The sequence below is a fragment of the Burkholderia sp. AU27893 genome, from assembly GCF_002223205.1.
Lineage (GTDB): Bacteria > Pseudomonadota > Gammaproteobacteria > Burkholderiales > Burkholderiaceae > Burkholderia.
In genome coordinates this window covers 1,316,808-1,340,588 of record NZ_NKFD01000001.1, presented here as the reverse complement: position 1 = coordinate 1,340,588, position 23,781 = coordinate 1,316,808, and the positions used below count along the sequence as shown (strand labels likewise).

General features: G+C 67.7%; 15 protein-coding genes. 8 read left to right on the top strand and 7 right to left on the bottom strand.

What is annotated here, in order from left to right; translation table 11 throughout:
- Nucleotides 1-12 precede the first annotated feature (12 nt).
- Together CFB47_RS06270 and CFB47_RS06265 are read right to left on the bottom strand one after the other, a co-directional pair.
- Nucleotides 13-1,662, bottom strand: coding sequence for a multicopper oxidase domain-containing protein (locus tag CFB47_RS06270; protein WP_089460661.1), 1,650 nt, complete (start codon nt 1,660-1,662; stop codon nt 13-15).
- A gap of 68 nt (nt 1,663-1,730) precedes the next feature.
- On the bottom strand, nt 1,731-3,314 hold the full coding sequence (locus CFB47_RS06265) for a multicopper oxidase domain-containing protein (protein ID WP_089460660.1): 1,584 nt from the start codon (nt 3,312-3,314) through the stop codon (nt 1,731-1,733).
- Between the two features lie 765 nt (nt 3,315-4,079).
- Here CFB47_RS06265 and CFB47_RS06260 point away from each other — a divergent pair.
- The 5 genes from CFB47_RS06260 (at nt 4,080) to CFB47_RS06240 (ending at nt 13,421) form a co-directional block, all read left to right on the top strand.
- Entirely contained in the window at nt 4,080-4,904 is an 825-nt protein-coding gene (locus CFB47_RS06260) for an IclR family transcriptional regulator (protein ID WP_089460659.1), read from the top strand.
- Between the two features lie 254 nt (nt 4,905-5,158).
- On the top strand, nt 5,159-6,493 hold the full coding sequence (locus tag CFB47_RS06255) for an MdtA/MuxA family multidrug efflux RND transporter periplasmic adaptor subunit (protein WP_089460658.1): 1,335 nt from the start codon (nt 5,159-5,161) through the stop codon (nt 6,491-6,493).
- A gap of 15 nt (nt 6,494-6,508) precedes the next feature.
- Nucleotides 6,509-9,622, top strand: a complete 3,114-nt coding sequence (locus CFB47_RS06250) for an MdtB/MuxB family multidrug efflux RND transporter permease subunit (RefSeq protein ID WP_089439595.1) — start codon at nt 6,509-6,511, stop codon at nt 9,620-9,622.
- Between the two features lie 3 nt (nt 9,623-9,625).
- On the top strand, nt 9,626-12,934 hold the full coding sequence (locus tag CFB47_RS06245) for an efflux RND transporter permease subunit (RefSeq protein WP_089460657.1): 3,309 nt from the start codon (nt 9,626-9,628) through the stop codon (nt 12,932-12,934).
- Between the two features lie 103 nt (nt 12,935-13,037).
- Nucleotides 13,038-13,421, top strand: coding sequence for a VOC family protein (locus tag CFB47_RS06240; protein ID WP_089455873.1), 384 nt, complete (start codon nt 13,038-13,040; stop codon nt 13,419-13,421).
- A gap of 79 nt (nt 13,422-13,500) precedes the next feature.
- On the opposite strand, the gene CFB47_RS06235 is transcribed toward CFB47_RS06240, so the two are convergent.
- A complete protein-coding gene (locus CFB47_RS06235; protein ID WP_089460656.1) occupies nt 13,501-15,021 on the bottom strand; it encodes an NYN domain-containing protein in 1,521 nt (506 codons plus the stop codon).
- 282 nt (nt 15,022-15,303) lie between these two features.
- On the opposite strand from CFB47_RS06235, the gene CFB47_RS06230 reads away from it, so the two are divergent.
- Entirely contained in the window at nt 15,304-15,933 is a 630-nt protein-coding gene (locus tag CFB47_RS06230) for an NAD(P)H-binding protein (RefSeq protein WP_089460655.1), read from the top strand.
- Nucleotides 15,934-16,013: 80 nt separating this feature from the next.
- On the opposite strand, the gene CFB47_RS06225 is transcribed toward CFB47_RS06230, so the two are convergent.
- The gene (locus tag CFB47_RS06225) at nt 16,014-16,565 is read right to left on the bottom strand and encodes a peroxiredoxin (RefSeq protein ID WP_089460654.1); all 552 of its coding nucleotides are present in this window, start codon (nt 16,563-16,565) and stop codon (nt 16,014-16,016) included.
- Between the two features lie 279 nt (nt 16,566-16,844).
- On the opposite strand from CFB47_RS06225, the gene cdpA reads away from it, so the two are divergent.
- Both cdpA and CFB47_RS06215 read left to right on the top strand, forming a co-directional pair.
- Nucleotides 16,845-18,587, top strand: a complete 1,743-nt coding sequence (gene cdpA, locus CFB47_RS06220) for a bifunctional diguanylate cyclase/phosphodiesterase (protein ID WP_218828635.1) — start codon at nt 16,845-16,847, stop codon at nt 18,585-18,587.
- Between the two features lie 27 nt (nt 18,588-18,614).
- Nucleotides 18,615-20,114 (top strand): HDOD domain-containing protein, encoded by a 1,500-nt coding sequence (locus tag CFB47_RS06215; protein WP_089460653.1) that lies wholly within the window; start codon nt 18,615-18,617, stop codon nt 20,112-20,114.
- Nucleotides 20,115-20,238: 124 nt separating this feature from the next.
- Here the strand turns inward: CFB47_RS06215 and CFB47_RS06210 are convergent, their stop codons facing one another.
- The 3 genes from CFB47_RS06210 to astB form a co-directional block, all read right to left on the bottom strand.
- Nucleotides 20,239-21,033, bottom strand: a complete 795-nt coding sequence (locus CFB47_RS06210; protein ID WP_043182082.1) for an ABC transporter substrate-binding protein — start codon at nt 21,031-21,033, stop codon at nt 20,239-20,241.
- A 355-nt stretch (nt 21,034-21,388) separates the two neighbouring features.
- Entirely contained in the window at nt 21,389-22,444 is a 1,056-nt protein-coding gene (gene astE, locus CFB47_RS06200; protein ID WP_089460652.1) for a succinylglutamate desuccinylase, read from the bottom strand.
- Nucleotides 22,428-23,768 (bottom strand): N-succinylarginine dihydrolase, encoded by a 1,341-nt coding sequence (astB, locus tag CFB47_RS06195; RefSeq protein ID WP_047850485.1) that lies wholly within the window; start codon nt 23,766-23,768, stop codon nt 22,428-22,430. The genes astE and astB overlap by 17 nt, the downstream gene beginning before the upstream one ends.
- Between the last annotated feature and the right edge of the window lie 13 nt (nt 23,769-23,781).

Below are 23,781 nucleotides of genomic sequence, written 5' to 3'. Positions count from 1 at the left end.
TTCTCCCCACCCCTAATTGGATTCGTCGATCGGAAATACCGGAGGATCAACGAGCATCATCATCATCATTCCGCCCGGGAAGATGTTGTTCGTCGTGATCTCGCGCTCGTTATGCGAGTGCCACATGAACGCGAAGCCTGCTTCCGTCGCCGGCGGGTTCAGGATCGTGTTGCTGGGTGGCGACGTGCCGGTCGGCGCCGTCGCACGCACGGTCGCGTCCGGCCCGAGATAGGGACTGCCGCCATACCAGAAGCCGTTCGTCAGGATGTTCGAGTCCGGCAACGTGACCGGCCCGCCGCTGGCGACCTTGCCGAACGGCGCCTTCTCGAGCGCCTTGCCGTGGTCCTGGCACCACTCGTAGTAGTTCGGCGCGTTGCGCGGCGCCGGCGGGTTCGACGCCGTCGTGTAGTAGCCGTTCGCGTCGGGCACGCAGACGGAGCCGTCGCCCGGGTAGTGCGCGTAGACGTCCCAGTTCAGGCCCTTGCCGGTCCAGTAGAAAATCCCGTCCATCGTCGCGCCCGGCGTCGTGGTGGTCGTGAACAGCAGCGGGCCGGCCGGCAGCCGCGGGTTCGCCGGATGGCTCGGGTCGACCGGGCTGAGCAACAGGTTGCCGTCGCGCGCCAGCACGCGCACGTGGTTGCCGTGCTCGTGGAACGGATGCTGCCAGCGGCCGGTGCCGATGATCCGCAGCAGCACCAGTTCGCCCGGATGCATGTGCGGGTTGCCGTTGTACGGCTGGTGCGGGTACTGCGGCGCGTAGTTCGGATCCATATCGTCCGGCATCGAGCGGCCGTTGACCATGAAATAGGCCGGGTGATAAGGCTCGGTCTCGACCGTCATGCAGCCGGTCGGCCTGGTGCACGACGTATTCGCCGCGACCTGCTGCTCCGCCTGCTGATGGATGCGCGGATCCATTTCGGAGAACTGAAAAAGATACTCACGGTCATAGCACGCGGCGCTGTTGTCGAATGCCGCCGCCGCGTTGCGGAAATCGCGCTGGCCGAACGGCCGGCCCGAATCCGGCAGCGCCATGCAGCCCGCCGTGTTGACCGCCGTATTCGGCAGCACGATGATCGCGCCGTACATCCCCATCTCGATCTGCAGATCGCCCTGCGTGCCGCTGTAGTACGCATGCGTGCCCGGCGTCGCCGCGACGAACGTGTAGGTGACCGTCGCGCCGTGCTGCGCCTCCTGCGCGAGCAGCCCGGCAACGCCGGAGGTGCCGGTGCAGGTCTTGCCGTCCGGGCTCAGGGTGCCCGTGCACACGACGAAGCCGGGAAACAGCATCGACGTGTTGCCGGCTGCCGCCGGCAGGTTGTTGGTGAGTGTCACGGTGATGACGTCGCCCTGCCTGACGATCAGCGTCGGACCGGGGATCTGCATCGTCGGACAGGTCGCGCCGGTGATCGTCGACGGCGAGAAGACGAGCGGCGTCGCGCTGGTCGCCGCGCAGCCGTAGCCCCACGAATAGACGCTCGTGCCGTCCGGCTGGGTGATGCGCGCTTCCTGGGCCGTGAGGTTGAAGACCTTGCCGGTGATGCCCGGCGCGGCGGCGTGCGCGTGCACCGACAGCAACGCGGCGAGCGTCGCGACACCGACGCGTGCGAGCCGTCCGAGACGGGCGAGCGTCGCGGTCCACGCATGATGAGTGATGTGTCCCACGGCTTTTCTCCTCAGGGCAGGACTTCCCGGCCGGGGGCCCGCCCGATGATGCGGGCGGCCCCTGGTCATCAAAGAGTGCAATGCTTCGTGACCGGATCCACGGCGCTGCAGATGTGGACCTCGGTCATCAGGCCGCCGAAGTTCTCCTGATCGTTCGACAGGTGATCGAGGTTCGGCGTGTACAGGTAGAAAATCTGGCCCGAGTGGTACTTCGTCTTGTCGCTGGCGTCGAGAATCAGGTCGAGCGACTCGCCGCCTCCGAGCGTGATCGAGTTCGTGTCGTAGGCCATGTTGTTGCCGGCCATGTCGCGCAACATGCGGGCATTCAGCGCGATCACGTGCATCGGGATGCCGAGCGACGCCAGCGTCTGGTATTCGGTCACGTCGAGATCCGAGATCCGCAACAGCGCGCGGCCGCCGGCCGGAATGTTGACCAGCGTCGGCAGCGGTTGCGACGGATGCATCGCACTGTCGGACGCGGGCGTCGACATCGCGCCTTGGGTCACCGTGTCCGGATAGCTGCGGCCGTTCAGCAGGAAGAACTTGTCCTTCATGTCGGTGAACGGTTCGGGATTGAACGTCATGCCGACGAAGTGGAAGTTCGGATCGAAGCCATGGATCTGGATCGGATACTCGACGTCGTACGCGGTCGAGCCGTCGCCGTCGTTGTATGCGTAGAGCGACAGCGTCTCCGGCGTGGTCGGCGGAATGTTGACGTTGGCCGCCCGCACGAGGCCGTTGTTCTGCGGCGGCAGCGGCGTCGAGCACAGAATGTCGTTGCCGCAGCGCGTGCGCAGGTCCGACTGCTGCGTCATCAGCGCGTCGTACAGCGACACGCCCTTCGGCACCCGGTCCTGGCGCGGCCGCACGTAGATCTGGCCGACCATGCCCATCTGCAGGTGCTCCGGCGGCGTGATGTGGCAGTGCCAGAAATAGGTACCCGCATCCGGCGCGAGATAGTAGTACGTGAAGCTCGCGCCGATATTGATCGCGACCGACGCGTCCGGCACGCCGTCATAGAACGACGACGCGTTCGGATAGCCGTGGAAGTGCACCGTGTGCTTCTCGAACAGGTCGGGGCGCATGATCATCCCGACGTTCGTGAGCGTGAGGAAGAACTCGTCGTCCTCGTCGATCGCCATCATCGGCGCGGGCTGGTTGCCGTTCATCACGCCGATGTCCATGATCGGGCGCGGATCGACGTGGCCGGTCAGCGCGCCGCCGGCATCCGGATCGGGCGCGAGACCGACCGCGCCGTTGTAGGTCGGGTCCGTCCTGGGGTCGCCGACGGTGTTGAACACCGACGCGAGCTCCGTGCCGGGCAGCCCGGCCTTGATGTCCGCGAGCCCGGACAGCGGGCCGAACGCGAACAGATAGGTCTGCACGCCGTTGGCCATCGTGGCGTAGCCGTCGCCGCCCGAGATCTGCTGGCACTTGATCGCGCCGTTCACCGCGCCGGTCGACGTGGAATTCTGGCCGGTATAGGTCGGCTTCGTGTAAGCGGGTTCGCCGACACCGGGCGCCAGCGCGGTCGGGTGCGACGGCGTGGTGAACGGGCACTGGACCCGGAACGACTGGGCGAACGAGGGAACGGCGCACATCAGGAGCAACAGTGCCGCCACACTGCTGCAACACGCGCGGGTACGGAACATATGACCTCCATCCAAGGGGTCAACCAGCGATACGGGCTGGACGTCATGCTGTGCTGCGGACGCGGGCCGACGAAGTCTTCGCATCGGCCCGTATCTGGATTCTGCAGAGGTGCGCGGCTGGCCGGGATGGGTCACCCCCCTACTTTTGCATAGGGGGGCTCCGGCACGCGAAGGGGCGACATGCTCCGCACGAAGGGGACGTGCGACATTCGGGCAGACGCGTCGTGGCCCAGGATTTGTCCGATGCAACGCGCACGACGACCGTCGACGTATTGCCGGAATTTTCCCGATAGCAGAAATTAATTAAAATCGCGGGGGTGGCGGTGGATCGTGCAGGACGCGGCAAGCGGTGCCGGCCCCGCTGCAACGAAGCGGATCTTCGATCGCGGCAAACCGGGCGGTTGCCGGAAAACGGGCAAAAAAAAGCGCCACGGAGACCGTGGCGCTAAAAAAGTTCTAGCCATTCCGAGGGCCGTGCTAGAACCTGAGAGACTGCGCGAAACATCGTTGCCGGTTAAACTCTTGAAACGATGTTTCGAAAACGTGAGACATTCTTTCCGTTTCCGCCCGACAAGTCAAGCGGTATTTGCACCGGTTCATGCACTTTCTGGCAACGCTCATTTGAGCGTTTTCCTAATAAACCAAGGGTGAACCCGTAAAATCTCATCCGATGACCGGTTCGCCCGCAGAACATGCATCCTTTGACAATAGTCCTACAATACCAACAAAATTGAAATCGAGTTTCGGAATTAGAGAGAATCCCTCGTGTCGACAACTGTAACCCCTCCCGCGTCGCGGGACCGTGAATCGTCGCCCGACGAGATCACCGCCCTCGCCCGCGGCCTCGCCGTGCTGCGCCGCATCGCGGCGGCCGACGCGCCCGTCAGCAACCGCGAGCTGACCGAACTGACCGGCATCCCGAAGCCGACCGTCTCGCGCATCACCGCGACGCTCGTCAGCGCCGGCTTCCTGTTCCAGTTGCCCGACAGCGAGCGCTTCGTGCTCACCGCGTCAGTGCTCGAACTGAGCCACGGCTTCCTGCGCAACTTCGACATCCGCGCGCGTTCGCGGCCGTTCATGATCGAGCTGGCCGAACGCACGTCGCTGTCCGTGCACCTCGCGGTGCGCGACCGGCTCGACATGGTCGCGATCGACGTGATCCGTCCACGCTCGGCCGTGCTCGTCACGCGCCTCGAGATCGGCTCGCGGATGGACATCGCGCGCACCGCGGTCGGCCGCGCGTATCTCGCCGCACTCGAGGACGACGAACGCCGCCTGCTGCTCGAGTCGCTGCGCACCACGGCGGGCGACGACTGGCCGCATGTGTCCGCCCGCCTGACCCCCGCGCTGGACGATGCGATGCGCGACGGCCACGCGATCGCGATCGGCGAATGGCGCGAGGGCCTGAATGCCGTCGCGGCCGGTTTCGTCGGCCCGTCGGGCCAGCGCTATTCGGTGAATTGCGGTGGCGCATCGCACCAGTGCCCGCCCGAATGGCTGCACGAACACGTGGTGCCCGCGCTGCACGAATGCATCGCGAAAATCACCCGCGAGATCGGCGGCGCACCGGCCCGTCGCATCGGCGTGTAAGCGTTTCGTCATCGCACTGTCGCGTTCTGTAACGACCGTAACCCGTTGAAAGATAGACCACTGGACTGTAACGGGGACGGGACGTAGGATCATGCCCATCGTCGCGCCGCACTCGCGGTGCGCACCGCTCTTTTCCCGCGCACACCGGCGGGGGCCCGGACCGAGCCGGGCGCCCCCTCCCCGGCACCGCTTGCCCACGCGCAGCCCAGCAGTCCGATTTCCGGCCCGCCGCGCCGTCTTCCTGACAGATCACGATGGATAACGAACAAAAGCCCACGCCTCCTTCGAAAGACCCCGCGTCCCCCGCCGCGCGGCGCCCGCGCCGCACGCTGATGGCCGGCGCACTCGCGGTCGTCGTCATCGGCGGCCTGCTCTGGTGGCATCCGTGGAACCGCACGCCGGCGGCCGGCAGCACGGCGCAAGGCACGGCGGCCAGCGCCGGCGGCGCAAAGCGCGGCCGTGGCGGCCCCGCCGCGATGGCGAACGTTCCGCAGCCCGTGCAGGTCGCGACCGCGACCCAGGGCGAAATGCCGATCGTGCTGTCCGCGCTCGGCACCGTCACGCCGCTCGCGAACGTGACGGTCAAGACCCAGTTGTCCGGCTACCTGCAGTCGGTCGCGTTCCAGGAAGGCCAGATCGTCAAGAAGGGCGACCTGCTCGCGCAGATCGACCCGCGCCCGTACCAGGTCGCGCTCGAGAACGCCGAAGGCACGCACGCGCGCGACTCGGCGCTGCTCGCAACCGCCCGCCTCGACCTGAAGCGCTACCAGACGCTGCTGTCGCAGGACTCGATCGCGTCGCAGACCGTCGATACGCAGGCCTCCCTCGTCAAGCAATACGAAGGCGCGGTGAAGACCGACCAGGCCGCGATCGATTCCGCGAAGCTGAACCTCACGTATGCGCGCATCACCGCGCCGGTGTCGGGCCGCGTCGGCCTGCGCCAGGTCGACCCCGGCAACTACGTGACGCCGGGCGATACCAACGGCCTCGTCGTGATCACGCAGCTGCAGCCAATGAGCGTGATCTTCACGACGTCGGAAGACAACCTGCCGCAGATCCTCAAGCAGGTGAACGCGGGCCAGAAACTGTCGGTCACCGCGTACAACCGCAACAACACGGTGCCGCTCGAGACGGGCTCGCTCGCGACGCTCGACAACCAGATCGACACGAGCACGGGCACGGTCAAGCTGCGCGCGAACTTCGATAACAAGGAAGGCATGCTGTTCCCGAATCAGTTCGTGAACACGCGCCTGCTCGTCGACGTGCTGCGCAACGCGACGATCGTGCCGACCTCGGCCGTGCTGACCGGCTCGATCGGCCAGTTCGTCTACGTCGTGAAACCCGACAACACGGTGACCGTGCGCAAGGTCACGATCGGCCCGGTCGACGGCGAACGCACGAGCATCGTCAGCGGCGTGTCGGTCGGCGAGCGCGTGGTGACCGACGGCTCCGACCGCCTGCGCGAAGGCGCGAAGATCTCGATCCCGGCCGACAAGCCGAAAGGCGCGTCGGGCGCATCGGATGCCGGCGGCCATCGCGGCGGACACAAGCACGGCGCGTCGCAGGCAGCGGCCCCCGCGGCCCAGTAACGCGCGGGCCGCTCGATGAATCCATCCCGCCTCTTCATTCTCCGGCCGGTCGGCACCGCCCTCCTGATGGCGGCGATCATGCTGGCCGGTCTCGTCGCGCTGCGCTTCCTGCCGCTCGCCGCGCTGCCGGAAGTCGACTATCCGACGATCCAGGTCCAGACCTTCTACCCGGGCGCGAGCCCGGAGGTGATGACCTCGTCGGTCACCGCGCCGCTCGAACGTCAGTTCGGGCAGATGCCGTCGCTGAACCAGATGTCGTCGCAGAGTTCGGCCGGCTCGTCCGTGATCACGCTGCAGTTCTCGCTCGACCTGCCGCTCGACATCGCCGAACAGGAAGTGCAGGCCGCGATCAACGCGGCCGGCAACCTGCTGCCGTCCGACCTCCCTGCCCCGCCGATCTACGCGAAGGTCAACCCGGCCGACGCACCGGTGCTGACGCTCGCCGTCAAGTCGAAGACGCTGCCGCTCACGCAGGTGCAGGATCTCGCCGACACGCGCCTCGCGATGAAGATCTCGCAGGTCGCGGGCGTCGGTCTCGTCAGCCTGTCGGGCGGCAACCGCCCGGCCGTGCGGATCCAGGCGAACCCGACCGCGCTCGCGAAATACGGGATGAACCTCGACGACCTGCGCACGACGATCTCGAACCTGAACGTGAACACGCCGAAGGGCAACTTCGACGGCCCGACGCGCGCGTACACGATCAACGCGAACGACCAGCTGACGAGCGCCGACCAGTACAACAGCGCGGTCGTCGCCTACAAGAACGGTCGCCCGGTGATGCTCACCGACGTCGCGACGGTCGTCGCCGGCTCGGAGAACACCAAGCTCGGCGCGTGGGTGAATTCGGACCCGGCCATCATCCTGAACGTGCAGCGCCAGCCGGGCGCGAACGTGATCGCGACCGTCGACGCGATCAAGGCGCAATTGCCGAAGCTGCAGGAAACGCTGCCGGCCGCGCTCGACGTGGAGATCGTCACCGACCGCACGACGATGATCCGCGCCGCCGTGCGCGACGTGCAGTTCGAACTGATGCTCGCGGTCGCGCTGGTCGTGCTCGTGATGTACCTGTTCCTCGCGAACGTCTACGCGACGATCATCCCGAGCCTGTCGGTGCCGCTGTCGCTGATCGGCACGCTCGCGGTGATGTACATGGCCGGCTTCTCGCTGAACAACCTGTCGCTGATGGCGCTCACCATCGCGACCGGCTTCGTCGTCGACGACGCGATCGTGATGATCGAGAACATCGCGCGCTACGTCGAGGAAGGCGAAACGGGGCTCGAAGCCGCGCTGAAGGGCTCGCGGCAGATCGGCTTCACGATCATCTCGCTGACGGTGTCGCTGATCGCGGTGCTGATCCCGCTGCTGTTCATGGGCGACGTGGTCGGGCGCCTGTTCCATGAATTCGCGATCACGCTCGCGGTGACGATCGTGATCTCGGCGATCGTGTCGCTCACGCTCGTGCCGATGATGTGCGCGAAGCTGCTGCGCCATTCGCCGCCGCCCGAGAGCCACCGCTTCGAGGCGCGCGTGCACCGGGCGATCGACTGGGTGATCGCGCGCTACGCGGTCGCGCTCGAATGGGTGCTGAACCGCCAGCGCTCGACGCTCGTCGTCGCGCTGCTGACGCTCGCGCTGACCGGCCTGCTGTACGTCTACGTGCCGAAGGGCTTCTTCCCCGCGCAGGATACCGGCGTGATCCAGGCGATCACGCAGGCGCCGCAGTCGATCTCGTACGGCGCGATGGCCGAACGCCAGCAGGCGCTCGCGGCCGAGATCCTGAAGGATCCGAACGTCGAGAGCCTCACGTCGTTCATCGGCGTCGACGGCAGCAACATCACGCTGAACAGCGGCCGGATGCTGATCAACCTGAAGGCGCGCGACGAACGCTCCGAGTCGGCCGCGCAGATCATCCGCGACCTGCAGCACCGCGTCGCGAACATCACCGGCATCTCGCTGTTCATGCAGTCGGTGCAGGACCTGACGATCGACTCGACCGTCAGCCCGACGCAGTACCAGTTCATGCTGACGAGCCCGAACTCGGAGGAATTCGCGACCTGGGTGCCGAAGCTCGTGGCCCGGCTGCAGCAGGAGCCGTCGCTCGCCGACGTCGCGACCGACCTGCAAAGCAACGGCCAGTCGGTCTACATCGAGATCGACCGCCCGAGCGCCGCGCGCTTCGGCATCACGCCGGCGACCGTCGACAACGCGCTGTACGACGCATTCGGCCAGCGCATCGTGTCGACGATCTTCACGCAGTCGAACCAGTACCGCGTGATTCTCGAGTCCGAGCCGAAGGACCAGCACTACGCGCAATCGCTGAACGACATCTACCTGCCGTCGGCGGGCGGCGGCCAGGTGCCGCTGGCGTCGATCGCGTCGTTCCACGAGCGGCCGTCGCCGCTCTTGGTCGCGCACCTGTCGCAGTTCCCGTCGACCACCATCTCGTTCAACCTCGCGCCGGGCGCGTCGCTCGGCGAGGCGGTCAAGGCGATCGACGCCGCCGAGAAGGACATCGGGCTGCCCGCGTCGTTCCAGACGCGCTTCCAGGGCGCGGCGCTCGCGTTCCAGGCATCGCTGTCGAACCAGCTGTTCCTGATCCTCGCCGCGGTCGTCACGATGTACATCGTGCTCGGCGTGCTGTACGAGAGCTACATCCACCCGATCACGATCCTGTCGACGCTGCCGTCGGCCGGCGTCGGCGCGCTGCTCGCGCTGATGATCACCGGGCACGACCTCGACATCATCGGGATCATCGGCATCGTGCTGCTGATCGGCATCGTGAAGAAGAACGCGATCATGATGATCGACTTCGCGCTCGAGGCCGAGCGCGTCGAAGGCAAGCCGCCGCGCGAGGCGATCTACCAGGCGTGCCTGCTGCGCTTCCGGCCGATCCTGATGACGACGCTCGCCGCGCTGCTCGGCGCGGTGCCGCTGATCGTCGGCTCCGGCGCGGGCTCCGAGCTGCGCCAGCCGCTCGGGATCGCGATCGCCGGCGGCCTGATCGTGTCGCAGGTGCTGACGCTGTTCACGACGCCCGTGATCTACCTCGGCTTCGACTCGCTCGCACGCCGCGTGCGCGGCTGGTTCGAACGCCACGGCCCGCAAGCCGGCCCGCGCACGGATGCGTAATCGATGAACCTGTCGCGCCCCTTCATCACCCGCCCCGTCGCGACGACGCTGCTCGCGATCGGCGTCGCGCTCGCGGGCCTGTTCGCGTTCGTCAAGCTGCCGGTGTCGCCGCTGCCGCAGGTCGACTTCCCGACCATCTCGGTGCAGGCGTCGCTGCCGGGCGCGAGCCCGGAAACGGTCGCGACCAGCGTGACGAGCCCGCTCGAGCGGCACCTCGGCTCGATCGCCGACGTGTCCGAAATGACGTCGACGAGCACGGTCGGCAACGCGCGGATCATCCTGCAGTTCGGGCTGAACCGCGACATCGACGGCGCCGCGCGCGACGTGCAGGCCGCGATCAACGCGGCGCGCGCCGACCTGCCCGCCGCGCTGAAAAGCAACCCGACCTACCGCAAGGTCAACCCGGCCGATTCGCCGATCATGATCGTGTCGCTGACGTCGGAGACCTCGTCGCCCGCGAAGCTGTACGACGCCGCGTCGACGGTGCTGCAGCAGTCGCTGTCGCAGATCGACGGGATCGGCCAGGTGTCGGTGAGCGGCTCCGCGAACCCGGCCGTGCGCGTCGAGCTCGAGCCGCAGGCGCTGTTCCACTACGGGATCGGCCTCGAGGACGTGCGCGCGGCGCTGGCCTCCGCGAACGCCAACGCGCCGAAGGGCGCGATCGAATTCGGCCCGCAGCGCTACCAGCTCTATACGAACGACCAGGCATCCGAGGCGTCGCAATACCGCGACCTCGTCGTGGCTTACCGCAACGGTTCGGCCGTGCGGCTGTCCGACCTGTCGGACGTCGTCGATTCGGTCGAGGATCTCCGCAACCTCGGCCTGTCGAACGGCAAGCGCGCGGTGCTCGTGATCCTCTACCGCTCGCCCGGCGCGAACATCATCGACACGATCGACCGCGTGCGCGCGGCGCTGCCGCAGCTCACCGCGTCGCTGCCGGCCGACATCACCGTCACGCCCGTGCTCGACCGCTCGACCACGATTCGCGCGTCGCTGAAGGACACCGAGCACACGCTGCTGATCGCGGTCAGCCTCGTCGTGATGGTCGTGTTCCTGTTCCTGCGCAACTGGCGCGCGACGCTGATCCCGAGCGTCGCGGTGCCGATCTCGATCATCGGCACGTTCGGTGCGATGTACCTGCTCGGCTTCTCGATCGACAACCTGTCGCTGATGGCGCTGATCGTCGCGACCGGCTTCGTCGTCGACGATGCGATCGTCGTGCTCGAGAACATCTCGCGGCATATCGAGAACGGCAAGTCGCGCATGCAGGCCGCGTTCGACGGCGCGCGCGAGGTCGGCTTCACGGTGTTGTCGATGAGCATTTCGCTCGTCGCGGTGTTCCTGCCGATCCTGCTGATGGGCGGCATCGTCGGGCGGCTGTTCCGCGAGTTCGCACTGACGCTGTCGCTCGCGATCGCCGTCTCGCTCGCGGTGTCGCTCACGGTCACGCCGATGATGTGCGCGCGCCTGCTGCCCGAGTCGCACGACCCGCAAAACGAAGGCCGCTTCGGGCGTTTCCTGGAACGCTGTTTCAGCCGCATGCAGCGCGGCTACGAGCGCTCGCTGTCGTGGGCGCTGCGCCGGCCGCTCCTGATCCTGCTGACCCTGTTCGCGACGATCGGGCTGAACGTGTACCTGTACATCGTCGTGCCGAAGGGTTTCTTCCCGCAGCAGGACACCGGGCTGATGATCGGCGGCATCCGGGCCGACCAGTCGACGTCATTCCAGGCGATGAAGCTGAAGTTCTCCGAGATGATGCGGATCGTGCAGGGCAACCCGAACGTGAAGAGCGTCGCGGGCTTCACCGGCGGCACGCAGACCAACTCGGGCTTCATGTTCGTCACGCTGAAGGATCGCACCGAGCGCAAGCTGTCGGCCGACCAGGTGATCCAGCAACTGCGCGTCCCGCTGTCGGATGTCGCCGGCGCGAGCACGTTCCTGCAGGCCGCGCAGGACATTCGCGTCGGGGGCCGGCAGAGCAACGCGCAGTACCAGTTCACGCTGCTCGGCGATTCGAGCGCCGACCTGTACAAGTGGGGGCCGATCCTGACCGAGGCGCTGCAGAAGCGCCCCGAGCTGACCGACGTGAACTCCGACCAGCAGCAAGGCGGCATGGAAGCCATGGTGACGATCGACCGGGCGACGGCCGCGCGGTTCGGCATCAAGCCCGCGCAGATCGACAATACGCTGTACGACGCATTCGGCCAGCGCCAGGTCTCGACGATCTACAACCCGCTGAACCAGTACCACGTGGTGATGGAAGTCGCGCCGAAGTACTGGCAGAGCCCCGAGATGCTGAACCAGGTGTGGGTCAGCACGTCGGGCGGCAGCGCGAACGGCTCGCAGACCACCAACGCAGCGGCCGGCACCTACGTCGCGACGGCCGCCGGCACGTCGAGCGCCGGCACCGCCACGCAGAGCGCCGCGGCGATCGCGTCCGACTCCGCGCGCAACCAGGCGCTCAACTCGATCGCGGCGAGCGGCAAGTCGAGCGCGTCGTCGGGTGCGTCGGTGTCGACGTCGAAGTCGACGATGATCCCGCTGTCGGCGATCGCGACGTTCGGGCCGAGCACGACGCCGCTGTCGGTCAACCACCAGGGGCTGTTCGTCGCGACGACGATCTCGTTCAACCTGCCGCCCGGCGTGTCGCTGTCGCAGGCGACGCAGGTGATCTACCAGACGATGGCGCAGGTCGGCGTCCCGCCGACCATCGTCGGCAGCTTCCAGGGCACCGCGCAGGCGTTCCAGCAGTCGATGAACGACCAGCCGATCCTGATCCTCGCGGCGTTGCTGGCCGTCTATATCGTGCTCGGGATCCTGTACGAGAGCTACATCCACCCGATCACGATCCTGTCGACGTTGCCGTCGGCCGGCGTCGGCGCGCTGCTCGCGCTGCTGCTGTGCAAGACCGAGTTCAGCATCATCGCGCTGATCGGCGTGATCCTGCTGATCGGGATCGTGAAGAAGAACGCGATCATGATGGTCGACTTCGCGATCGACCAGACGCGCAACAACGGAAAGTCGTCGTTCGACGCGATCCACGAGGCGTGCCTGCTGCGCTTCCGCCCGATCATGATGACGACGATGGCCGCGCTGCTCGGCGCGCTGCCGCTCGCGTTCGGCCACGGCGACGGCGCCGAGCTGCGCGCGCCGCTCGGGATCGCGATCGCCGGCGGCCTGATCGTGTCGCAGGTGCTGACGCTCTATACGACGCCGGTCGTCTACCTGTATATGGATCGCTTCCGCGTGTGGGCCGAGAAACGGCGCAACCGCCGCGGGAATAACGGCGGGCCGGCCATTGCCGGGGAGTGATGAAGCGGCCGCCTTGTGCGGCCGTTTTTTTGCGCTTGAACCGCGGCGACGATCGGCTATCGTGAGTCCATGCCCACCGCTGCGCCCTTCACGGGGACCCACCATGAACGTCCAGCTCAACCATACGATCGTCTGGTGCCGCGACAAGCACGCGTCGAGCCGCTTCCTCACCGAGCTGCTGGAATTGCCGCCGCCGACGCCGTTCGGCGCGATGCTGGTCGTCCCGCTCGGCAACGGCGTGTCGCTCGATTTCTATGAACGGTCGGGAGCGATCGCGTCGCAGCACTACGCGTTCCTGCTCGACGAAGCAGGCTTCGATCGCGTGCTCGCGCGCATTCGCGAGCGCGGGCTGCCGCACTGGGCCGATCCGGCCAAGCGGCAACCCGATGACATCTACCGCCACAACGGCGGCCGAGGCGTGTACTTCGACGATCCGGACGGCCACTTCCTCGAAGTGATGACGCAGCCTTACGTGCTGAACGGCTAGTTCGACCGGCCGGTGTTGCACCGGCCCGTACCGTGACGCGGATGCCGCCCCGCTCGGGACGGCGTCCGGCCGACCGACGTTACTCGGCAGCGTCCACCGCCGTCTTGCGCGGACGACGCGCGCGCGGGGCGGCCTTGCGGGCCGGCTTCTTCGGCTTGGCAGCGGCCGGCGCTTGCGCAACCGCGTCGGCATGGGCATCAGCCGGCGCCGCGTCGTGCGATGGCTGGGCGGCGGCACGCTCGCTGCCGGCATCGCCTGCCGCCGGCCCGGCGTGGGTCATCGTGACATGCTGCTCGTCGCCCTGCTCCGCGTCGCGATGCGCGTCGTCGGCATGCTTGCCGTGCGCGTGCTTGCTGTCGCCGTGCTTCGGCGCGCCGTGCCCGGCGTCGTCCGGCGTCCCGGCTGCCTGACGGGCTGTGCTCTTCGCGGCGGCACCCTTCTTCGCGCCGGCCTTCTTCGCCGCGGTCTTGCGCGCGCGCTTGCGGCCATCCTTCGCATCGCCATGCGCGTCGGCCACTTCGGCCACTTCGACCGTTTCCGCCGGCGACCTCATCGGTGCCGCCTCAGCCACCTCGGCGACGTCGGCCACTTCCGTCTCGTCCGCTTCGACCTGCACGCTTTCGTGCGTGACCGCTTCCGCCCGCTGCCCGCGACGTTGCGCATTGCGCCCGGCCCGCGCCGGCTCGGCCGCGCGCGTACCGTGGTGCGCGCCGCCGTGTCCGCCGCCGTGCCCGCCGCCTTCGCCGCCCGCCGTGACGTGCTCCGCGGCCGCCTGCTGGCGTGCCCGCGACACGAACGCGCCCGACTTGTCGTCACGCCCCACTTCGAGCAGGCCGCGCGCCTGCGCCTCGTCGAGCAGGTTGCCGAACGCGCGGAATCCGTAATACGACTCGTTGAAATCCGGCTTGCGGCGCTTGATCGCGCTCTTGAGCACCGACGCCCAGATCTTGCCGACGTCGTCCCGCTCCGACGCGAGCGCGTCGAACGTCTCGACGGCCAGCGCGATTGCCTCGGCCTTGCGCGCGTCCATGTCGTGCTTGCGCGACGACGGCTCGTCCGGCCGCTTCGCGCCGCCGTTGCCCGCGCGCTGCTGCTGTTCGCGCTTCGCGAGCGCGCGTTGCTGCTCGCGCACCAGATCGTCGTAGAAGATGAATTCGTCGCAGTTCGCGACCAGCAGGTCCGACGTCGATTTCTTCACGCCGACGCCGATCACCTTCTTCGCGTTCTCGCGCAGCTTCGACACCAGCGGCGAAAAATCCGAGTCGCCGCTGATGATCACGAACGTATCGACGTGCGACTTCGTGTAGCAGAGGTCGAGCGCGTCGACGACGAGCCGGATGTCGGCCGAGTTCTTGCCCGACTGGCGCACGTGCGGAATCTCGATCAGCTCGAAGCTCGCCTCGTGCATCGACGCCTTGAAGCCCTTGTAGCGATCCCAGTCGCAATAGGCCTTCTTCACGACGATGCTGCCCTTCAGCAGCAGGCGCTCCAGCACGGGCTTGATGTCGAACTTCTCGTACTTCGCGTCGCGCACGCCGAGCGCGACGTTCTCGAAGTCGCAGAACACGGCCATGCTGACGTTGTCCAGGGGTAATGCCATGTGTACTCCAACCAGTGGGCCGATGCGTTGTAGGACGTAACGGCGAAAAAAGCATCGCGCACATGATAGCCGGTCGGCGCGTCATTCCCGCATCCCTGTGAACGATTGGCGGCCGGAATGTCGATGTCGGTCGCGCGCAGCCGGTATGCCCGATGCCGGTATGCCCGTTGCCGGTATGCCCCTTAATACACCCCCGCCGCCGCGGCAAATCGACATTACACTTGAGTTATCGGTCGTCCGTCCCTATCTGGAAGGACGACGCATCGAGCAAGGAGCGGTTTCATGACGACGAAGGTACTGCTGATTGGCGCGACCGGCCGAACGGGTCAGGCCTGCGCGGATCTGCTGCTCAAGCAGCCGGAGTTCGAGGTCACGGCGCTCGTGCGCCGCCACGGCTATGCGCTCGCAGGCGCACGGGTGGTCGAGGCCGACCTGACGAACGATTTCTCGCACGCATTCCAGGGCATCTCGCACGTGATCTACGCGGCCGGCTCGGCCGAATCGGAAGGCGCGGCCGAAGAGGAGCAGGTCGACCGCGACGCGGTCGCCCGCGCGGCCGAATACGCGCTGGCTTACAACGCGCAGAAGCTGGTGGTGATCAGCTCGCTGTCCGCGTACCGGCCCGAACTCGGCCCGGACGCGCTGCGCCACTATTCGCAGATGAAACGCGAAGGCGACGATCGCGTGATCGCGTCGGGCGTCGACTACACGATCCTGCGCCCCGGCCCGCTTACGGACGATCCGGGCGTCGGCAAGATCGCGCTCACCGACGCATGGTTCGATGGCGCCCCCCCCGTGTCGCGCCAGGATGTCGCCTGGGCCGCGATCGAGGCGATCAAGCTCGGCATCTCGCGCAAGATTGTCGGCTTCGTCGGCGGCAGCGTGCCGATCGAGCAGGCATTGCGCGCATAACAGCCTCTCACGCGCGGCGGCTGCGTCGCTCGGTACCGGCGGCCCGCACGACGGGCCGCTTTGCCGTGCGGGGCGCCCGCTTACTGCTTCGGATGCGCGTCAGCCCACGCCTTCACGGCGGCGAGCGTGTTCTCGACGTGCTTGTCCGGCGACAGGCTCGTGTATTCGTAGAGCACCTTCCCTTCCGGCGAAATCACGTAGGACACGCGGTTCGCCTTGTCGATCGCCGGCAGCTTCGCATCGTATTCCCGGATGATCTTCGCGTCCGGATCGGCCGCGACCGGGAACTTGCTCCGGCACTCGCTCACCGAGAACTTCGTCAGCGTGTCGATCTTGTCAGCCGACACGCCGATCACCGTCGCGCCGTAAGCCTTGTAACGGTCGACCGCGTCCGCGAACGCATGCGCCTCGATCGTGCAGCCCGTCGTGAACGCGGCTGGGTAGAAATACAGCACGACCGGCCCCTGCTTCAGCGCGTCCGCGAGCGAGTACGTGTAAGTCTTGCCGCCCAGCGACGCCTGCGTCGTGAAATCGGGCGCCGCGGCACCCGGCTTCAATTCCGCCTGCGCCGTCAGCGCATGGCCGGCCACCAGCGCCGCCACGGCGGCGCCCAGCAACAGTTTTCGCTTCATCTGCGTCCTCATTTCTTATAAAGTCAGCCTCAATGTAGGCCCCGCCGGCGTTCGCCTGCCGAACACCCGCGTGACCGATCCGGTCCAGCGGCAACGCCGTCCGCGGCCGGTCCGTTAAAGATTCCGCACAGTCTGCCGTTATTCCTTCCGGACAACCGGTTCCAGCCCTTCACGTCAGCGAGAAACATGGAAGCCAACAGGAAACAGACGTCACGCAAGGGCTCCTGGCGCAGCGCCTTGCATACGCTGCGCCGCTTCGCCTGGTCGGGCGGCGCGCTGATGCCCGCGCGCGCCGGCGCGCCGCGACGCGACGACTCCGTGCGCAACTGGCTGGAACAGACGGTCGGCACGGTGGATTTCCTCGCCCATGTCGACCGCGAGCTGCGCTTTCTGTACGTGTCCGACGCGAGCCTGCGCTTCATCGGCTACCACCGCGACTACCTGCACACGCTGACGCTGCGCGACCTGATCGCCGAACAGGATACCGCGGCGCTCGAAGGCCTGCTTGCACGCGCCGCGCGTTCGGGCCAAGTGGAGAAGGCGACGATGTGCATCGTCAAGTCGCTCACCTACCCGCTGGACGTCGAGATCCGCGCGTTCAAGAGCCGCCACCACGGGGTCGACGGGTTCGCGATCGCGGCGTTCGACGTGTCGTCGTGGCGCGCGCTCGAGGCGCGCCTGACTTACGAGATGCACCACGACCCGATGACGGGGCTCGGCAACCTGTCCGCGCTCGTGCCCGCGCTGATGCGCGCGCAGCAGGCCGCCGACGGGGACGGCTCGTGCGCGGCGCTGCTGCTGCTCGACCTCGACGACTACCAGCGGATCAACCGCGCGCTCGGCTACGACGCGGGTGACACGCTGCTGCGCGAGACCGCGCAGCGGCTGAAGGCGCTCGTCACGCCGAACGAGCAGCTCGCGCGCGTCGCGAGCGACAAGTTCGCGGTCGTGCTCGGCGCACCGGACCGCACGCAGGCGAGCAATGCGGCGGACGCACTCGCCCGCCGGCTGCAGGCCGCGGTGCGCGAGCCCTACGTGTACCAGGGGCAGACCGTGCACCTTTCCGCGAGCATCGGCATCGCGCTTTACCCCGACGAGCGCTCGGCGCCGCACCGCGCGCAGCACCACAGCCCGCTGCTGCGCCGCGCCGACCACGCGCTCGCGCAGGCGAAGGCGTCGGGCGGCAATGCGCTCGCGTTCCACGCCCCCGTCGACGATCCGGCCGACGCCGAACGGCTGAAGCTCGAGGCCGACCTGTACGACGGCGTGCGCAACGGCGAGTTTTCGCTCCATTTCCAGCCGATCACGCGCAGCCAGTCGGGCGCGGTGGTCGGGGTCGAGGCGCTGATCCGCTGGCGTCATCCAGTGCACGGCCTCGTGCCGCCGGCGACCTTCATTCCGCTCGCCGAATCGATCGGCCTGATCAACTATCTCGGCAACTGGGTACTCAAGGCCGCGTGCATGCAGCTCGTCGCCTGGGACCGCCAGGGGCTTGCGCTGCAGTACGTGGCGGTCAACGTGTCGCCGCAGCAGTTCCGTGACCCGCGCTTCACGCAGAGCGTGCGCGAGGCGATCGCGCTGACGGGCATCGACCCGCGCCGCATCGTGCTCGAAATCACCGAAAGCCTGCTGATGCACGATCCCGCGCAGGCCAAGGGGCTGCTCGAGGAGCTGACCGATCTCGGCATCCGCTTCGCGATCGACGATTTCGGCACCGGCTATTCGAGCCTCGCGTACCTGCAGCGCTTCCCGCTCGCGAAGCTGAAGATCGACCGCAGTTTCGTCGAGAACCTGCTGACCTCGCGCAATGACCGCGCGATCGTGTCGGCGGTGGTCGGCCTCGCGCAGACGCTCGATCTCGAACTCGTCGCCGAAGGCGTCGAGACCGAGGCGCAGCGCGAATTGCTGACGGAGATGGGCTGCAATCATATCCAGGGCTGGCTCGTCTGCCAGGCGCTGCCGTCCGAGGAGCTCGCGCGGCGCTTCGAGGCGCAGCAGTTGCACCTGCACGCCGCCGCCTGACGCGCGCGGCGAACCGGACAGATCCGTATGTCAATCACCGAACACCTGCCCCGCACCGCATTGCTCGACAAGCTGTGGGCGCGGATGAACGAACGGGGCGATTTCCCGCTGCTGTCGGAATCGCTGCGCGCGACGATGGCCGCGATGAAGAACGACGACCTCGACTTCACCGCGCTCGTGCGCGTCGTGCTGTCGGACTTCGCGCTCACGCAGAAAGTGCTGCGGCTCGCGAACTCCGCGATGTACATGGCGTTCGGCGGCAACATCACGACCGTGACCCGCGCCCTGATGGTGCTCGGCATGGACGCCGTCGGCCACCTGGTCGTCGGGCTCAAGCTCGTCGACCATTTCCACCACAGCACACCGCGGCGCATCGACGCGAAGCTCGAGCTGAACCGCGCGCTGCTGTCCGGCTGCGTCGCGCGCAAGCTCACCGAGCGCGCCGAGCTGCGCTCGGGCGAGGAAGCTGTCGTCTGCACGCTGATGCGCCAGGTCGGCAAGCTGCTCGTGGTTTGCTACCTCGACAGCGAATGGGACCGGATCCGCCGCCGCGCGGCCGAGCTGAACGGCGACGAAGCGGCCGCCTGCATCGATGTGCTCGGCGTCGGCTTCGACGAGATCGGGCTCGAGGCGGCCGCGCGCTGGCGCTTGCCCGACGTGATCCGCGCGGGGATGGCCGATCACGACCACGTGGTCCACGCCGATGCGTTCGGCAACGACGATGACGACCGCGATGCGGGCCGTGCGACCGATGACGGCCCGGCCGACCGCGTCCGCTGGCTGCGCGCGATCAGCCGCTGCTCGACCGACGTCGCGGGCGCGCTGGTGATGCCCGCGAGCCCGCAGCGCGACGCGCGTATCGCGGCGCTCGCGCAGCACTACGGCGCGGAACTCGACATGGAATCCGACGCGCTCGTCGAGATCGCCGAGCGGCTCGCGCGCGAGGAAGCGAGCGACACCGTGATGCGCGAGATCGTCGAGCTGCGCGCGAACGCCGATGCGATCGCGCGCGCCCAGGCCGCGCCCGAGGCGTGCCTCGAAGCCGGCCTCGCGGACCTGCGTGCGCTGCCGTCCGAGCACGTGCTGACGCCGGTGCTCGCGCTCGCGTCGGAAAGCCTGCTGGCCGGCCTCGCGTTCACGCGCACCGTGATGTTCGTGCGCCACGACGACGGCATGTTCGCCGCGCGCCTCGGCTTCGGCCCGGGCGTCGATACGACGCTCGACCGGCTGCGCTTCGACGAGCGCTTCGAGCCGGACGTGTTTCATCTCGCGATCTCGAACTCGGTCGGCATCTTCATCGAGCAGGCGCAGGAGCCGAAGATGCTCAAGCGGCTGCCCGCGTGGTATCTCGACGCCTTCGACGACACGCGCGCGTTCGTGCTGCTGCCGGTGCGCGTCGGCACGACGACCGTCGCGCTGCTGTACGGCGACTGGGCCGGCGCGCAGCCCGCGCGCAAGATCACGCAGCAGGAGATGGCCGTGCTCAACGAGCTGGCGCGCGAACTGGGCCGATTCTTTCCGGCCTGACGCCGCCGCCGGCCGCTGCTGCGCGGTTTCCCGTCCGCGGTTTCCCGCCAATTTCCGCCCCCCAAAAAACAAACCGGCCGCATCAGCGGCCGGTTTGCTTGCATCGTGCGATCGAACGCCGCGCTTACTTGAGCGTCACGGGCACGCTGAAGTACTTCTTCGCGAGGTTGTCGATCGTGCCGTCGGCCTTCAGTTCCTTCAGCGCCTGATCGAGCGCGGTCTTCAACGCCGCGTCGTTCTTGCGCAGGCCGAAGCCGACGCCCGAGCCGAGGATCTCGGCGTCGCTTACGGTACCGCCCGCGAACGCGAAGCCCTGGCCTTGCGGCTTCGTCAGGAAGCCCTTCGAACCGGCTTCCGCGTCCTGGAACGTCGCGTCGAGACGGCCCGACTTCAGGTCGGCGTAGGCCAGGTCCTGCGTCTGGTACGGCACGACTTCGACGCCGGCCGGCGCCCACTTCTTCTTCGCGTACGCTTCCTGGATCGTGCCTTGCAGCACGCCCACGCGCTTGCCCTTCAGCGATTGCGGGGTCGGCAGCAGGCCGCTGCCCTGCTTCGCGATCAGCTGGTTCGGGATCGTGTAGATCGCATCGGTGAATGCGATCGCGTGCTTGCGCTGGTCGGTGATCGTCATGTCCGAGTTGATCGCGTCGAACTTGCGGGCCTGCAGCGCCGGGATCAGGCCGTCGAAGTCGTTCTCGACCCACACGCACTTCGTCTTCAGCTTCGCGCACACCGCGTTGCCGATATCGATGTCGAAGCCGGTCAGCTTGCCGTCGGGCGTCTTGTATTCGAACGGCGCGTACGAGGCTTCGACGCCGAAACGGATCTCTTTCAGATCCGCTGCCATCGCGCTGCCTGCCGCCACGGCCGATGCCGCCACCACCGCATGCGCGGCCACTTTACGCCAATCCAACTTCATCAGGTGTTCTCCTCGATACTCGAATGTTCCGGAACTACGGGCGCATGCATCATTGCAGGGTCGGATGACCACCGCAACGCTGCCGCCGCGCCGTGATGCGGCGCAACAGCCGCAAGGCCGCGATTGTACCAATCCGCGCGGCCCGATATGGCAAAGCAGCCGCCGGCACGTGATGCTGCGCTGCGGGCGCCGACGTCAGCCTGGCGACCCGTCGAACTTGCAAGACGATGTCGCAAATACGCAAGCGCGAACCGCGGGCCTTCCGCGCGGCGGTTGGACGCTATCTCTAAACAGGAATGGCAGCCGGGCGAGGCGCGGGCCGCGGGTTGCCGCGGCCACGCGCAACCGGCCACCGTCAGACGAGCGCGGCGACCGTCTCGCGGGTCGTATCGACGACGAGCAGGCCCGCGCGCAAACCCGGCTTCACCGACGGATTCGGGAACACGATGCGCTCCTCGTCGTGCGTCACCGTGTAGCGGTAATCGCCGTCCTGCGCGAGCACCGTGCCGCGTGCGAACGCGGTGAAGTTCGCGACGTCGGCCGCGACGAACAGCTCGAGCGCATTGCTCTGCTTCGTGATCTGGTCGATCACCGTAAACACGCGCGGCAACGGAACGTCAGCCTCACGAGACGCGCCCGACACGAGCTTGCGCACCGCGCGGTCGGCTGGCGCGAAGCGCGCCAGGTCGTTCTGGCCGAACGGGCGCACCTTGCCGAGCTCCAGCGTGCACGCAAGCGCACCGCAATGCTCGGCCGTGAAATGCGAGTACGTGTTGCCCTTCGCGGTATGCAGCAGCACGGCCGCGATGCGCGCGTCGCCGAGCCATTCGAACATCGTGCGCGTCGGCGGCATGCCCGTGTGCGGCAGCAGCGCGAACTGCTCGAACACCGATGCGCGGATCGCCGTATGCATGTCGATGTGCCAGCGCGCGGCGCCGGCCGGTGCGGCCGCGAAGAACGCGGCGGCGGCGGCTTCGAGCTGCACGGCGCGCGGCGCTTCGCGGCTGTCGGGCACCTGCGCGTGACGGCCGCTGAACAGGCGGTTCAGGTCGTCGTCGAGATAGCGTTCGCCGGCACGCATCGCCGGCACGTTGCCGAGCACGACGAGCAACCGGCACGCGAGCGGCAGCGCGCCCGATGCGAGATCGCGCACGAGCATCGACAGCAGCTCGATCGGCGCCGTCTCGTCGCCGTGCACGCCGGCCGACACGAGCACGCTCGCGCGCGCCGCGCCGGCGGCCTCGGCCGCCACCGGTTCGAGCGCGAGCAGCCCGTCGCCGCGCCACTGCCAGCGCACGGCGCCGGCGGCGCAGGTACCGTCCGTCGCGGTCGGTGCGCTGCCGGCCAGCGTGAACGCGAGGAAGTCGTCGAGCAACGCGTCGGCCATGCGGGAATCAGCGCTGGAAGTCATACAGCGAACCGACGCGCAGGATCTGCGTGAGCTCGTCGAGCGCGGTGCGCGATTCGTCGAGCAGTGCCGGATCGGCGAGGTCTTCCGGTGCGAGGCGGTCGCGATAGTGCCGGTCGATCCACGTGTCGAGCGACGCGAACAGCGTGTCGTTGATCCACACGTTCGACGTGACGGCCGCGCGCTCCGCTTCGTTCAGCACGACGCGCAGGCGCAGGCACGCAGGGCCGCCGCCGTTCTTCATGCTTTCGCGCAGGTCGAACACGAGCACGTCGTGGATCGGGCCGTTGCCGGCCGCGAGTTCGTCGAGATAGGCCGCGACGTTGCCGTTCTCGCGGCACTCCTGCGGCACGACGAGCACCTGCGAGCCGTCCGCGCGCGACAGCAGCTGGCTGTTGAACAGGTACGACGTCACCGCGTCGTTCACGCTCACGGCAGCCTCGGGCACCTCGATCACGTTCAGGCGTGCACCGCGTGCGTCGAGCGCGGCGGTCAGCGTGTCGTAGATCGCCTGCTTGTTGACGAACGCGCGCTCGTGCGTGAACAGCGTGTCGCGGTTGCCGACCGAGATCACGTCGTTGTGGAACACGCCCGCGTCGATCACGTCCGGATCCTGCTGCGCATAGACCGTCGCTTCTTCCGCGAGCCCGTGGCGATGCGCGACCGCGCGGCTCGCCTCGAAGGTCTGGCGCGCCGGGAAGCGCTTCGGCTCCGGCCCGCGGCGGTATTCCGCACGGCCGTACACGAAGAACTCGATGCCCGGCTTGCCGTATTCGGCGCAAAAGCGCGTGTGGTTCGCCGCGCCTTCGTCGCCGAGTGCCGGCGTGCCGGTCAGCGCTTCGTGCACCGCGAAATGCGCGGGGTCGGCGAACAGCGTCGACAGCGTGCGGCGCGTCGCTTCGTGCTCGATCGCGCGATGCAGCTTGCTGCACAGGTTCGCCGGCGTGAAGTGCACGCGGCCGTCGCTCGTGTCGGCGGACGGGCTGACGGTGGCCGCGTTCGCGGTCCACATCGCCGATGCCGAGCTCGCCGCGGCGAGCAGTTCGGGCGCCTGCTTCGCGGCCTTCGCGATCACGTCCGCGTCCTTGCCGGAGAAGCCGAGCTCGCGCAGCAGGCGCAGCGACGGCCGCTCCTGCGGCGGCAGCACGCCTTGCGCGAAGCCGAGATCCGCGAGCTGCTTCATCTTGCGCAGCCCCTGCTTCGCGGCGGCCTTCGGGTTCGCGGCCGACTTTTCGTTGTTGAGCGACGCCACGTTGCCGAACGACAGCCCGGCGTAGTTGTGGGTCGGGCCGACGAGCCCGTCGAAATTGGCTTCTTGTGCGTTCATCGTCGTTCCCTCG

Excerpts from the sequence above, each read along its gene's own strand:
- CFB47_RS06265 (WP_089460660.1), bottom strand. The coding sequence starts at position 3,314 with ATGTTCCGTACCCGCGCGTGTTGCAGCAGTGTGGCGGCACTGTTGCTC.
- CFB47_RS06255 (WP_089460658.1), top strand. The coding sequence starts at position 5,159 with ATGGATAACGAACAAAAGCCCACGCCTCCTTCGAAAGACCCCGCGTCC.
- CFB47_RS06250 (WP_089439595.1), top strand. The coding sequence starts at position 6,509 with ATGAATCCATCCCGCCTCTTCATTCTCCGGCCGGTCGGCACCGCCCTC.
- CFB47_RS06245 (WP_089460657.1), top strand. The coding sequence starts at position 9,626 with ATGAACCTGTCGCGCCCCTTCATCACCCGCCCCGTCGCGACGACGCTG.
- CFB47_RS06240 (WP_089455873.1), top strand. The coding sequence starts at position 13,038 with ATGAACGTCCAGCTCAACCATACGATCGTCTGGTGCCGCGACAAGCAC.
- CFB47_RS06235 (WP_089460656.1), bottom strand. The coding sequence starts at position 15,021 with ATGGCATTACCCCTGGACAACGTCAGCATGGCCGTGTTCTGCGACTTC.
- CFB47_RS06230 (WP_089460655.1), top strand. The coding sequence starts at position 15,304 with ATGACGACGAAGGTACTGCTGATTGGCGCGACCGGCCGAACGGGTCAG.
- CFB47_RS06225 (WP_089460654.1), bottom strand. The coding sequence starts at position 16,565 with ATGAAGCGAAAACTGTTGCTGGGCGCCGCCGTGGCGGCGCTGGTGGCC.
- cdpA (WP_218828635.1), top strand. The coding sequence starts at position 16,845 with ATGCCCGCGCGCGCCGGCGCGCCGCGACGCGACGACTCCGTGCGCAAC.
- CFB47_RS06215 (WP_089460653.1), top strand. The coding sequence starts at position 18,615 with ATGTCAATCACCGAACACCTGCCCCGCACCGCATTGCTCGACAAGCTG.
- CFB47_RS06210 (WP_043182082.1), bottom strand. The coding sequence starts at position 21,033 with ATGAAGTTGGATTGGCGTAAAGTGGCCGCGCATGCGGTGGTGGCGGCA.
- astE (WP_089460652.1), bottom strand. The coding sequence starts at position 22,444 with ATGACTTCCAGCGCTGATTCCCGCATGGCCGACGCGTTGCTCGACGAC.
- astB (WP_047850485.1), bottom strand. The coding sequence starts at position 23,768 with ATGAACGCACAAGAAGCCAATTTCGACGGGCTCGTCGGCCCGACCCAC.